This is a genomic window from Bradyrhizobium sp. 190, from assembly GCF_023073415.1.
Taxonomy (GTDB): Bacteria; Pseudomonadota; Alphaproteobacteria; order Rhizobiales; family Xanthobacteraceae; genus Bradyrhizobium.
On sequence record NZ_JADPJL010000063.1, the window covers coordinates 103,933 to 116,900 of the forward strand.

At 63.8% G+C, this 12,968-nt stretch carries 12 protein-coding genes; 5 read left to right on the forward strand and 7 right to left on the reverse strand.

Annotation, left to right across the window (positions count from 1 at the left end):
- Positions 1–140: 140 nt before the first annotated feature.
- Positions 141–548: an RT0821/Lpp0805 family surface protein gene (locus IVB22_RS31550; protein WP_247521071.1), complete on the reverse strand. Its 408-nt coding sequence runs from the start codon at positions 546–548 to the stop codon at positions 141–143.
- A 122-nt stretch (positions 549–670) separates the two neighbouring features.
- Here IVB22_RS31550 and pdxH point away from each other — a divergent pair, with 122 nt between their 5' ends.
- Complete coding sequence (gene pdxH / locus IVB22_RS31555) at positions 671–1,312, forward strand: pyridoxamine 5'-phosphate oxidase (RefSeq protein WP_247521072.1); 642 nt, start codon at positions 671–673, stop codon at positions 1,310–1,312.
- 116 nt (positions 1,313–1,428) lie between these two features.
- The gene (locus IVB22_RS31560; protein WP_247521073.1) at positions 1,429–2,181 is read left to right on the forward strand and encodes an SDR family NAD(P)-dependent oxidoreductase; all 753 of its coding nucleotides are present in this window, start codon (positions 1,429–1,431) and stop codon (positions 2,179–2,181) included.
- Positions 2,182–2,297: 116 nt separating this feature from the next.
- Here the strand turns inward: IVB22_RS31560 and IVB22_RS31565 are convergent, their stop codons facing one another.
- Positions 2,298–2,516, reverse strand: a complete 219-nt coding sequence (locus tag IVB22_RS31565) for a hypothetical protein (protein WP_247521074.1) — start codon at positions 2,514–2,516, stop codon at positions 2,298–2,300.
- Positions 2,517–2,645: 129 nt separating this feature from the next.
- Positions 2,646–3,623, reverse strand: a complete 978-nt coding sequence (locus IVB22_RS31570; RefSeq protein WP_247521075.1) for a magnesium transporter CorA family protein — start codon at positions 3,621–3,623, stop codon at positions 2,646–2,648.
- Positions 3,624–4,068: 445 nt separating this feature from the next.
- Here IVB22_RS31570 and IVB22_RS31575 point away from each other — a divergent pair, with 445 nt between their 5' ends.
- On the forward strand, positions 4,069–4,758 hold the full coding sequence (locus IVB22_RS31575; protein WP_247521076.1) for a L,D-transpeptidase: 690 nt from the start codon (positions 4,069–4,071) through the stop codon (positions 4,756–4,758).
- 43 nt (positions 4,759–4,801) lie between these two features.
- Here the strand turns inward: IVB22_RS31575 and IVB22_RS31580 are convergent, their stop codons facing one another.
- Positions 4,802–5,962 (reverse strand): extensin family protein, encoded by a 1,161-nt coding sequence (locus tag IVB22_RS31580; RefSeq protein WP_247521077.1) that lies wholly within the window; start codon positions 5,960–5,962, stop codon positions 4,802–4,804.
- A gap of 86 nt (positions 5,963–6,048) precedes the next feature.
- Here IVB22_RS31580 and IVB22_RS31585 point away from each other — a divergent pair, with 86 nt between their 5' ends.
- Entirely contained in the window at positions 6,049–7,677 is a 1,629-nt protein-coding gene (locus IVB22_RS31585) for a fatty-acid--CoA ligase (RefSeq protein ID WP_247521078.1), read from the forward strand.
- 123 nt (positions 7,678–7,800) lie between these two features.
- On the opposite strand, the gene IVB22_RS31590 is transcribed toward IVB22_RS31585, so the two are convergent.
- A complete protein-coding gene (locus tag IVB22_RS31590; RefSeq protein WP_247521079.1) occupies positions 7,801–9,087 on the reverse strand; it encodes a hypothetical protein in 1,287 nt (428 codons plus the stop codon).
- A gap of 546 nt (positions 9,088–9,633) precedes the next feature.
- Between IVB22_RS31590 and IVB22_RS31595 the strand changes: the two genes are divergently transcribed.
- Positions 9,634–10,488 (forward strand): DUF1499 domain-containing protein, encoded by an 855-nt coding sequence (locus IVB22_RS31595; RefSeq protein WP_247521080.1) that lies wholly within the window; start codon positions 9,634–9,636, stop codon positions 10,486–10,488.
- Positions 10,489–10,572: 84 nt separating this feature from the next.
- On the opposite strand, the gene IVB22_RS31600 is transcribed toward IVB22_RS31595, so the two are convergent.
- Both IVB22_RS31600 and IVB22_RS31605 read right to left on the reverse strand, forming a co-directional pair.
- On the reverse strand, positions 10,573–11,490 hold the full coding sequence (locus IVB22_RS31600) for an MBL fold metallo-hydrolase (RefSeq protein ID WP_247521099.1): 918 nt from the start codon (positions 11,488–11,490) through the stop codon (positions 10,573–10,575).
- Between the two features lie 164 nt (positions 11,491–11,654).
- Positions 11,655–12,869, reverse strand: coding sequence for an acyl-CoA dehydrogenase (locus tag IVB22_RS31605; protein ID WP_214486425.1), 1,215 nt, complete (start codon positions 12,867–12,869; stop codon positions 11,655–11,657).
- Positions 12,870–12,968: the final 99 nt, after the last annotated feature.

A 12,968-nucleotide genomic window follows, 5' to 3' on the forward strand; every position in this document is an offset into this window, starting at 1 on the left:
AATTCGGTTCTTGAAGCTTAGGACAATTCGCCGGCTTTGGCTTCATCTGGGGAGCCAGTTGCATTTTTGCAACTACCCCGAAGGCTTTGCTTGAAAAAGGCTTGGCTTGAAGAAGGCTTGGCTTGAAAACCTTTCAGGCCTTATCCCCGCGTCCAGGGCTTGATCGTATGGATTTCCCATCGACCTTTGCCGGCCTTGCAGGCAGCGCCCTGCAGCCAGCTTTCCGCACGGCCGTTGACGTAGCTCGCCAGGAAATCCCGGCAGGTGCGCCCGTCTTCCGCGGAATAGGCCTGGGACAGCGGCGTCACCGAGCCGCGCGCGCCGGTTTCCGGATTTTCCCAAGGCTGGCTGGAATCCTTGTCGCCCTTGGTCAGCACGTCGGAGGCGGCGGTGCGGGCAAAGGCGAGATCGCTCTCGGTCGGCACCGGCGCCGTGCCCGGTTGCTTGCCCAGCGAACCCGTGACGTCGGCGGCGCTCATCCTGGCGTAGGCGTCCGGGCGCGACATGCTGCAGCCGCCCGAGCCGAGACCGATCAAAATCAACGTCATCACCGCGCCGCTCGGCCCGATCGCCGATAGGCCAACGCGTCCCCATACCCTATATAGGGCGAGCCCGTACCGGGGCTGCAACGCGCTCTGGGACGCGAACGGACGCAACTGGGACTCCTGCCATGACGGACACGACCTCCATCAAACACCCGACACCGTTAACATCGGGTGATTTTACCGCGGCCGAGGAACCGTTTGCGCTGTTCGCCGAGTGGTTTGCGGAAGCCGTGAAGTCCGAGCCGAACGATCCGAACGCGATGGCGCTGGCAACTGTCGACCCTGACGGGCTGCCTGACGTCCGGATGGTGCTGATGAAGGGCTACGATGCGGATGGTTTCGTGTTCTACAGCCACATCGCCAGCCAGAAGGGCCGCGAACTCGCCGCAAATCCTAAGGCGGCTTTACTATTTCACTGGAAGTCGCTGCGCCGTCAGGTCCGCATCCGCGGCAACGTGTCGCCGGTGACGGATGAGGAGGCCGACGCCTATTTCGCCACGCGGCCCAAGCAGGCGCAGATCGGCGCCTGGGCCAGCAAGCAGTCGCAGCCGCTGGAGAGCCGCTTCGCCTTCGAGCAGGCGATCGCCAAGGTCGCCGCCAAATACGTGATCGGCGAAGTGCCGCGCCCGCAAGGCTGGAGCGGCTGGCGCATTCACCCCACGCGTTTCGAATTCTGGCACGACCGCCCGTTCCGCCTGCACGACCGCATCGAATTCCGCCGCGATGCGCCGGCACAAGCCTGGAGCAAGGTGCGGCTCTATCCCTGATTGATTTTGTCATGGCCGGGCTTGACCCGGCCATCCACGACTTCCTTTCTATGCGACCAAGCAAGACGTGGATGCCCGGGACAAGCCCGGGCATGACGGAGAACGAGAGAATCTGAATGCCCCCTTCATCCAACGCGCCGCGGCGCACGCTGCTCTTGACCGGCGCCAGCCGCGGCATCGGCCATGCTACCGCGATCCGGTTCTCGTCCGCCGGCTGGCGCGTCATCACCTGCTCGCGGCACGCCTTTCCGGAAGTCTGCCCGTGGGGCGCAGGCCCGGAGGATCACATCGAGGTCGACCTCGCCGACCACGCCGACACGACACGCGCGATCTCCGAGATCCGCAAGCGGCTGGAGAACGACGAACTGCATGCGCTGGTCAACAACGCCGCGATCTCGCCGAAGGCGCCGAATGGCGGCCGACTCAGCACCATGGACACCGATATCGAAACCTGGAGCCACGTGTTTCGCGTCAACTTCTTCGCGCCGATCATGATGGCGCGCGGCCTGATCGAGGAATTGAAGCACGCCAAGGGCGCGGTGGTGAACGTCACCTCGATCGCGGGCTCGCGCGTGCACCCGTTCGCGGGCGTCGCCTATGCGACCTCGAAGGCGGCACTTGCTTCACTCACACGCGAAATGGCCTCCGATTTCGGCCGCGTCGGCGTCCGCGTCAACTCGATCGCGCCGGGCGAGATCGACACCTCGATCCTGTCACCGGGCACCGAGAAGATCGTCGAGCAGCAGATTCCGATGCACCGGCTCGGCACGCCGGACGAAGTGGCGAAGATCATCTATGTGCTGTGCACGGAAACCAGTTCCTACGTGAACGGCGCCGAGATCCACATCAACGGCGGCCAGCACGTTTAGGAAGTGACGGTCTCGCAGGGTGGGCAAAGCGCAGCGTGCCCACCCTTCTGTCAGCGGATCAGTGGTGGGCACGGCGCAAGCGCGCCTTTGCCCACCCTACGCGACCTTCTCGCCGTTCACTCCGCGTAAAACTTTCGCGTCGCGGTTCGCACCGCCGTCGCGGCAACGTTGAACGTGCTCGAGCATTCGTCCTCGTTCTCGCCGTCCGCCAGCACAGCACCGCAGTGCCGGCAAAGCCGCGTCGAGAACGCCTGCGCCTTGCCAACGACGCGGCCCTGCTGATAGCGCGCAAGATCGATGACGTTGCGTGGCGACATTATGAGTTTCTCAACCATGGGATCCTCGCGGCCTGAGAGACACTTTATCGCAGACAAGTTTCGATCATTCGTTCAGCGCACCGCTCAAATTTTAGCGGTGGAGTTGAGTGGATCTTCGCAGGTGTGGAACGGCAAGGAACCGCTGATTCACAGCCACTTCTTCCACCTGAAGAGAAAGTACGGCAGCACGGCTGCCATGAGCATCATGACCAGCGCCATCGGATAGCCGTGCGCCCATTCGAGTTCCGGCATCGCCTTGAAGTTCATGCCGTAGATCGAGGCGATCAGCGTCGGCGGCATCAGGACAACGGCCATCACCGAGAACAGCTTGATGATGTTGTTCTGCTCGAGATTGACGACGCCGAGCATGGCGTCAAGCGTGAAGGTGATCTTGTTGGAGAGATAGGACGAATGGTCGGTCAGCGAGACGACGTCGCGCTGCATGGTCTTGAGTTGCTCGCGCATGTCCTTGGACCATTTGGCGCCTTCCACCACCGCCGACAGGAAGGTGACGACACGGCCGATCGAGACCAGGCTCTCCCGGATCTTCGAAACCAGATCCCCCTTCCGCCCGATCGCGATCAGGATCTGGGAATATCGCTTGGCCTGGCCATGGCGCGCGCTTTCGGGCTCGAAAATGTCGTGGGAGACTTGGTCGACCTCGGCGCCGGCGCGCTCCAGAATGTCGGCGCAGCGGTCGATCACCGCGTCCAGCAGTTCCATCAGCACCATTTCGCCTGAGATCGCGGGCATGCATGAGCGCGCCAGCTTGTGCTCGACCAGGGCAAACGGCTTCGGCTCGTCGTAGCGCACCGTCACAAGGCGGTGGCCTGCGAGGATGAAGGTGACGGCCGTGGTCTTCGGCATGTCGGTGTCGGATTGGCACATCAGCGTCGCCGTCATGTAGCGGGCGCTGTTTTCGATATAGAGCCGGCTGGAAATCTCGATTTCCTGCATGTCCTCCCGGGTCGGTATCGCGATCCCGGCCAGCCGCTCGACGGCGCGGTCCTCCTCCAGCGTTGGATTCAACAGGTCGATCCAGACCGCATTGTCCGGCAGCGCCGCCGGATCCGCGGCGGTGAGCTTCTTCAGGGTGGATTCGGAGGGAACAAACACCGAAAACATGGGCAACTCCGGAACGGGGCAGCAGTCTCTCGTCTTGACGCGCTTTCTTGACGCGAACCGGTACCCACCCCGGATCAAGTCTGGGGCAGGCTTTCGCTTGAAAACGCTACAGCACCCAGCGGCACTAAAGCCGATTCTGGCAAGTGCTTCATGACTGGCGCATTAACCGCCGATCCATATTTGCGGCGGCGGAGTGGCGTTTATGGCGGTGGGGTGGCATCGGCGCGGCCCCGATTTGGCCCCGGCGCCACCCTTGCCCAGAAATCAACAGGAACTCGCAAATTTTGCGGCACAAAAGTCACAGCCGGCCTTCCGCAGCGCCGAAGGGGCGCGCAAATGCTGGCATAAGCGCCGGTTTTTGCGGATAATGCGCTTAATGGAATCGTCGCGTTTTTGATGCAACATTTGTTGCTGCGAACGCAATACTTTCGATTGGAAGTGTACCATGTCGTCGCTGAAAGTAATCCTGGGGTTGATCGCCGCCGGCCTTGCATTGTCCGGCTGTATGCCGGCAACCACCTATCAGGCTGCTCCTGAAGCCACCCTCAAGCCGAACGACAAGGCCCAGCTTGCCAAGGCGCGCTACGCCGCGGTCAAGCCGGCAGAGCCGTTCCGCCGCGCCATTGTCGACTATCACCGCAAGGAACTGGCCGGCACCATCGTCGTCGATTCCGATAACCACTATCTCTATCTGGTTCAGGATGGTGGCAAGGCGATCCGGTATGGCGTCACCGTCGGCGAGGAAGCCCTCGCCTTCTCCGGGATCGCCAAAGTCGGTAACATGGCGGAATGGCCGAAATGGACGCCCACGGCCGATATCCATAAGCGCATCGAAGGCCTCCCGGCCTCGGTACCCGGCGGGGTCGACAATCCGCTCGGCGCCCGCGCGCTCTATCTCTATCAGGGCAACAAGGACACGCTGTTCCGCATCCACGGCACCAACCAGCCGGAATATATCGGCGCCTCGATCTCCTCGGGCTGCATCCGCATGACCAACGAGGACGTCATCGACCTCTACAGCCGGGTGAAGCAGGGTACGGTCGTCGTCGTGCTCGAGCCCAAGCAGGGCGACTCGCCGTTCAATTCCAAGATGGCGCTGCAGGGCGGCGGCAGCAGCGGCCCGATGCCGCAATAGACGATGCCGTAGTAGCCGACGCCGGTTATACCGCAGTCGAAGATCAAGAGCGCCGGTTTTGCCGGCGCTTTTTCTTTGCAGGCTTCTCCTCGCGTGGCGGCTCGGCCTCCTCCGGTTTCTCGGCATCCGAGTTTTCAGCGTCCGGCTTCGCATCGCGCTTGGCGTCAGACTTCGCATTGGACTTCGCGTCAGATTTGGAGTCGTCCGGTTTGGCGGCGACCTCGCGCGGCGGCGCTTCGTCGGGCCGCTCGGCCGGCAATAGCGGCGCTTTCTGCGGCAGCGGGTCCCACACGTCCCACTGGCAGATCCGGTAATTGTTGCGCCGTTCCATCAGGTCGAGATGGATGTGATCCTCGTGGTACCAGTCCGAGCCTGGACCCAGCACCGTCGAGAACCGCGTGCAGGCGGAATGCAGCACACTCTCGCGCAATCCCCGCGGCACGGTGCGGTCGGTCAGCGAGATCAAGCTGCCGTCGGCGAACTTGAAGGCGCGAACGTCGACCGCGTTGGCGCGGCCATGCTCGGAGAGCTTGGCGCCTGCGATTCGGTTGCGGCCGCGGCACTCGTACGAATCGAAATTGTCGAGATCGGAGACGGCGCTGCCGAGGCGCTCCGCCAGCGGCGCGATATCGTTGCGGATCCACCCGGCCAGCGCAGACGCCATGGTACAGCGCAGGATCGCCGCCGGCTTCACCGAAACCTGCCGCTTGTTCGGCAGCACGATCGCCTCCAGCCGCACCAAATCCTCGCCGCCGCAGCCGCCGGCGCCCTTGATGTCGGGAATGCTGGGCGCGATCGCGATGGCCTCCGTCAGCGCCAGCCGGCAGGCCGATGGCTGTGGCGTGGGCTGCGGCGCTGGCGTGGCCTGCTGGTCAGGCTTGCCGTTCGGGGAAGACGCCTGCTGCTCCTTGTCCGGCTTGCCGCGCTCGGCCGAAGGGGCCTCAGACGGGCGCGGCTTCGGCAGCGGCACCACCGCCTTGGATAGCGGCTCCGCCGCACGGCGCGTCGTCGGGCGCGGCCTTGGCGATAGATCCCTGAACAGGTCGTCCCACGGCGCGGCGCGAGACCGTTTCGCCGCCCAGGCCGGCTCGACTGGCATGCCAATCAGGATCGCCACCGCGGCAACGGTAACCATTGCCGCTCCAATGCGACGAAAGGCGCCATAAGCCCATTTTCGGCTTGCGTTCTGCGCGGTAAAGTTCATGTCAATTCCATGAACCCACCCCGCGATCCGCCCGTACAGTCGGCGGATCGTGCGGCAACGAACAAAACCATCGGAGGGAAGTGCGTATGCTCGGATTGATGCAAGACTGGCCTTTGCTGTGCCATCGGATTATCGAACACGCGGCGAAGTATCACGGCACGCAAGAGGTCGTCACGCGGTCGGTCGAAGGCCCCATTCATCGCACCAATTACGCCGAAATTCATGCACGCGCACTGAAAGTATCGCAACGGCTGGATCGCGACGGCATCAAGCTCGGTGACCGCGTCGCCACTATCGCCTGGAATACCTGGCGCCATCTCGAAGCCTGGTACGGCATCATGGGAATCGGCGCGATCTGCCATACTGTCAATCCGCGGCTGTTCCCCGACCAGATCGCCTGGATCATCAACCACGCGCAGGACCGCGTGGTCATGATCGACATCACCTTCGTGCCGATCCTGGAAAAGATCGCCGCCAGCCTGACGAGCGTCGAGCGCTACATCGTGCTGACCGACAAGGCCCACATGCCGCAGACCACGCTGAAGAACGCGGTCGCCTATGAGGACTGGATCGCGGAAGCCGACGGCAAGTTCACGTGGAAGGATTTTGACGAAAATACCGCAGCCGCGATGTGCTACACCTCGGGCACCACGGGCGATCCGAAGGGCGTATTGTATTCGCACCGCTCCAACGTGCTGCACGGGTTAATGGCCAACAATGTCGACGCTCTCGGCACCAGCGCCGCCGAGACAATGCTGCCGGTGGTGCCGTTGTTCCATGCCAACAGCTGGGGCATCGCATTCTCCGCGCCTTCGATGGGCACCAAGCTCGTGATGCCGGGCGCCAAGCTCGACGGTGCTTCGGTCTATGAACTTCTCGACACCGAGAAGGTCACGCACACCGCCGGCGTGCCGACGGTGTGGCTGATGCTGCTCAACCACATGGCGGCCGGCAATCTGAAGCTGCCCCATCTGAAGAGCGTGGTGTGCGGCGGCTCGGCGATGCCACGATCGATGATCAAGGCGTTCGTCGACATGGGCGTTCGCGTGCGCCACGCCTGGGGCATGACCGAGATGAGCCCGATCGGCACCGTCGCCGCGCTGAAGCCGCCGTTTGCCGAACTCACCGGCGAGGAACGGCTCGACATCCTGCAGACCCAGGGCTATCCGCCGTTCGGCGTCGAGATGAAGATCACCGACGATGCCGGCAAGGATTTGCCGTGGGACGGCAAGACCTTTGGCCGCCTCAAGGTGGCCGGCCCCGCGGTCGCCAAGGCCTATTTCAAGGTCAATACGGATATTCTCGACGATGAAGGCTTCTTCGACACCGGCGACGTCGCGACGATCGACGCGCACGGCTACATGCGGATCACCGACCGCTCCAAGGACGTCATCAAGTCCGGCGGCGAATGGATTTCATCGATCGATCTGGAGAACCTCGCGGTCGGCCATCCCGCGGTCGCGGAAGCCGCCGTTATCGGCATCTATCATCCCAAATGGGACGAGCGTCCGCTCCTCATCATCCAGCTCAAGGCCGGCCAGCAGGCGACGCGCGAGGACATCCTGAAATTCATGGACGGCAAGATCGCCAAATGGTGGATGCCCGACGACGTAGCTTTCGTCGACGGCATTCCCCACACCGCGACCGGCAAGATCCTGAAGACCGCGCTGCGCGACCAGTTCAAGAGTTACCGCTTCCCGAACGCAGCGGCGTGAGGCCTGCCCTGAAAACGCGAAGGCCGCTTCCCACAAACGGAAAGCGGCCTTCCTGAAGCTCATGCCTGCGCAGATCGATCACGATCCGGTTCAATCCGACCGGATCGGCTGCCGTCTATCCCCTCAGCGCAGCGCCAGCGCCTCCAGCTTTCGCTGCGCGTCGGGTTCGCCCCATTCCTTTGCCCGCTGATACCACGTGCGGGCCTGCGCGATATCCGCCAGCGGACCGTCGGCGCCGATCTGCCTGAGTAACGCCGGATCATAGGTCGTGCCGACGAGCAAGGCTGCCCGCGCATCCCGCGCCTCGGCGCCGCGCATCAGCAACAGCCGCGCCGACTGGACGTCGCCGCTGGCGAGCAGAACCTGTCCGCGTTTGATCAGGCCGGCGACTTCCCTCGGATCGAGGCTGCGCACGACCTCCGTCTGCCGCGGGGCGGGCATCGCCGACGGCACGGCCGCGGCCACGGCGACCGGCGGCGCCACAGCGACTGGCGGCGCCACGGCGACCGGCGGCGGCACGGCAACTGGTGGCTGCACGGCCACCGGCGGCGCCACGGACATTGGCGGCGGCGCCACGGCGATCCTTGGCGGCTGCGCGACCGCGGCAAGGCTTGGCGCTGCCGCCCAGGTCAGCCGCGTGGAGGTGCCGGTGAGAGCCACGCCGTTACCGTCACGCAATTCCGCCGTGACCAGCATCTGGCCGGTGAATCCTTCGGGCGGAATGACCGAAACGCCGGAAATCTCCGTCGCCGGCACGCGCCACTCACTGGAACCGCTACGCTTGCCGGACGTCAGCCGTGAGCCGGCAGTCAGTCCGTTGATGGATACGAACGCGCCGGGCGGCGGAGCGCCGACGTGAATTCCGAGCGGCACGGGATCGTTGGTGAAGCCGCTGCCGTCCTGCACGGCCAGGGTCGCCGTGCGCTTCGCTGGCGGCGCCGGCTGCGGCGCCGGGGTGACCGACGATTTTACCGACTGCCAGGCAGCCGCAAGCGACGCGCTGTCCTGACCGGCGGGGCGTTGCGAAGACGGAATGGCCATGACGAGAAGCGTCGCGATGCTCGCCGCAATCGCCACCGCAATCGAGAAGCGGATGACCTGCTGGAGCAGCGCGCGCCGACCCGACAGGTCGCGGAGCACGGATGGCGCTTCGACCGGCGCCACGTCCCTCGCCTCCTGCATGGCCTGCGCAACCGCTTTGGTGAACATTTCGGAATCCTGGCGGCGTGGAGGCTTGCCAAATGGTTGCAGGGACGGTCCTTCCGTCGGCATTCGCGGACGCCACCCATCGTTGTTCTGCATGAGCGCCGGGCTCGGCTGCTCGCTGGTCGTCCGATCCCTCAGTTCGCGCGGCGCGTAATATTCCGGATCGTTCGGTCCGACAGATCCTTCGTGCTTTGAATCACTCATACTGAACACTCGCCCCCCTGAGGCTATCCACCAGCCCCGCGGACGTATGCCGATTGCGCCCTATGCGATGATCCCTGAAACTCCGGATGGGCGCAACCGCATCTTTGCGGCTCCGCCCGGCAACAAGGACCGGAAGTTGAGATCATCCTGCAGCGCTTCCGGCTGACACCCGCCGTTTCCCTTTTTGGTTGGCGGTTCGCCGGTCCCGTGCAGGACAGTCCCGTGTTGCGGCAAATACGACAACCCGACGGCAAGAGGTAGACGAAAGTTGGACCGACTTCAATCTACAACTAATAATCAATTTACAGGGATAGTTAACCGGCAAGGTTGCTGCCATTAGCGCATGGCCCGATTAATAGCGTTTTCGAGCGAAAGCCTGCCCCGGACTTGATCCGGGTGGATGCCCGGTTCGCGTCAAGAAAACGCGTCAAACAAGAAGTATAGCGCGCAAACCTTGAAATTCGCGCCCCGCCGTGGTCTCAAGCTGCGAGTTTGCAGCCCGTCCCGCCCGCCGGCCAGACAGGCCCCAACCCGGCAGATTTACCGATGGCCCGAAGGTTTACCGCTCCCTACCAGTCGGAGCCCGTGTCCAGCCTCGCCACCTGGTCGCGCAACCTCGCCATCTTTGCCGTGGTTGCGGTGGTGGTTTCGATCCTCATCGTCCGCTTCGGCTTTCTGGAGATGAAGCCGGCGCTGGCGACCTTCTTCGGCGCGCTCGGTTGCGCCGTGCTGTCGATCCTGGTCGGCCTCGCCGCCTTTGCCTCGATCTGGCAGAACGGGTCGCGCGGCATGGGCCGGATCCTGCTGGCGTTCCTGATCAGTACCCTCCTGCTGGCCTACCCGGCCTATCTCGCCCTGCAATACCGCAAGCTGCCGCCGATCCACGACATCACCACCGATCCGATCGATCCGCCCCGCTTCGAGGCGCTGGCGCGGCTGCGCAGCGGCGAAGGCGCCAACTCCGCGGTCTATGCCGGGCTCTATTCGGCCGAACAGCAGCGGCTGGCCTACCCAGAGATCGAAACCGTGGAGCTCGAGGTGCCGCCGCAACGGGCCTACGAGGTGACGCTGGCGCTGATCACCAAGCGCAAGTGGCTTGTGATCGACGAACGGCCGCCGCAGCCACCGCGCCGCATCGGCCGCATCGAGGCGGTGGCGCGAACGCCGATCATGGGATTTCGCGAGGACATCTCGATCCGCATCACGCCCGACGGCGAGGATTCGCGCGTCGATATCCGCTCCTCCTCGCGCTATTTCGAAAGCGACCTCGGCAGCAATGCCGCACGCGTCTCCAAGCTGATCGAGGAGATCAATTCGGCCGTCGACAACGCCAAACCGGCGCAGAAGAAACCGCAAACGCCGGCCAAGACGCCGCCGAAGACGGTGAAGAAGGGCAGCTAGCGCAAATTGCGAGTGGCAAATAGCGAATGGTGAGACAACGCGGGGCGCTGACCCTATTCGCTACTCACCATTCGCTATTCGCCCCTACGCCATCCGGTACGTGCCCCCGATCACCGGATCACCATCCGTCGCCACGATGCCGCGGGTGACCAGGTCTTCCAGATGGGCCAGCACGGAATAGCCGGCGGCGTTGGTCAGCCGCGGGTCGATGCCGATGTAGATCGCGCGCACCATGGTCGGGATGTCAGCCTCGCCCTTGGCGAGACGATGCAGGATCGAGGCTTCGCGGGCCTGCCGGTGCCGGGTCAGGAAGCGGACATAGCGCGGCCCTTCCGGAATTTCCGGCCCGTGGCCTGAGAAATACAGATCCTCCTCGCGGGCTTCCAGCCGCGCCAGCGAGGCCATGTAGTCGATCATCGATCCGTCCGGGGGTGCGACGATCGAGGTCGACCAGCCCATCACGTGATCGCCGACGAAGTTGATCTTTCGTTCAGGCCACGCGAACGCCAGATGATTGGCGGTGTGGCCCGGCGTTGCGACCGCCTCCAGCGCCCAGCCCTGCCCTTCGATGACGTCGCCGTTCTTGACCTCGATGTCGGGCCTGAAATCGCGGTCGGCCCCGGATTCCGGATTGTGCTTCTCGCTCTCGAACCGCGGCCGCGAGGCGCGATGCGGCCCCTCGGCATAGACGGGGGCGCCGGTGGCGGCCTTGATCCGCGTGGTGTTCGGCGAGTGGTCGCGGTGGGTATGGGTGACGAGAATATGCGTCACCGTCTCGCCGCGCACGGCGTCGAGCAGCGCCTGGGCATGCGTCTCGTTGTCGGGTCCGGGATCGATGATGGCGACCTTGCCCTGGCCCACGATGTAGCTGACCGTGCCGGTGAAGGTGAAGGGGCTCGGATTGTTGCAGAGAACCCGCCGCACGCCGGGGCGGGCTTCATCGACGACGCCGGGCTTGAGGGGGAAGTCGCGGTTGAACGGGATGTCGTCGTTGTCGGCCATGGGAGATGTCCGGTTTTGCGGTTTCTCGTTGATCTCGTCATGCCCGGGCTTGTCCCGGGCATCCACGTCTTCCATTGCGAGTCCCAAGACGTGGATGGCCGGGACAAGCCCGGCCATGACGACACTTGGGGTTACGTTACGCCGAACACGACGGCATTGTCTCCTTACGAAAACGCCTGAATGCCTGTTATCGCCCGGCCCAGGATCAGGGCGTGGACGTCATGGGTGCCTTCGTAGGTGTTCACGGTTTCCAAATTCGCGGTGTGGCGCATCACGTGATACTCGATCTGGATGCCGTTGCCGCCGTGCATGTCGCGGGACACGCGGGCGATGTCGAGCGCCTTGCCGCAATTGTTGCGCTTGACGATCGAGATCATTTCCGGCGCCATCTTGCCCTCGTCCATCAGGCGGCCGACGCGCAATGAGGCCTGCAAGCCCAGCGCGATTTCGGTCTCCATGTCGGCGAGCTTCTTCTGCACCAGTTGGGTTGCCGCGAGCGGCCGGTTGAACTGCTTGCGGTCGAGCGTGTACTGCCGCGCCCGGTGCATGCAGTCTTCCGCGGCGCCCATGGCGCCCCAGGAAATGCCGTAGCGGGCGCGGTTGAGGCAGCCGAACGGGCCCTTCAGGCCTGATACGTTGGGAAGCAGCGCGTCCTCCGGCACCACCACGCCGTCCATCACGATCTCGCCGGTGATCGAGGCGCGCAAGGAAAGCTTGCCGCCGATCTTCGGCGCCGACAGGCCCTTCATGCCCTTCTCGAGAATGAAGCCGCGGATCTGGTTGTCATGCGCCGCCGATTTCGCCCAGACGACAAAGACGTCGGCGATCGGCGCGTTGGAAATCCACATCTTGCTGCCGGTCAGGCGGTAGCCGTCGGAGACCTTCTCGGCGCGGGTCTTCATGCCGTTGGGATCGGAACCGGCGTCCGGCTCGGTCAGGCCGAAGCAGCCGACCCACTCGCCGGTGGCGAGCTTCGGCAGGTATTTCTTGCGCTGGTTCTCGTCGCCATAGGCGTAGATCGGGTACATCACCAGCGACGACTGCACCGAGTTCATCGAACGATAGCCGCTATCGACGCGCTCGATTTCGCGCGCCACCAGGCCATAGGCGACGTAGCTCGCATTGGCGCAACCATATTCCTCCGGCAACGTGATACCGATCAGGCCGAGTTCGCCCATCTCGTTGAAGATCTCGCGGTCGGTCTTCTCTTCGAGATAGGCCTTGACGATGCGCGGCAACAGCTTGTCCTGCGCATAGGCGCGCGCGGTGTCGCGGATCATGCGCTCGTCTTCGGTGAGCTGGTCGTCGAGCAGGAACGGGTCGTCCCACTGGAAAGAAGCCGCCGCCGGCTTGTCCTTGGCTTGAGGGCGCACGCTCATGAAAATCCCTTTCGCATCACTGTCCTCATGGAAATTGTCGACAAAATAATGCGCTATCGGCAGAAGCGCAAATGGATTGGTGCTTGACGAGATGACGAA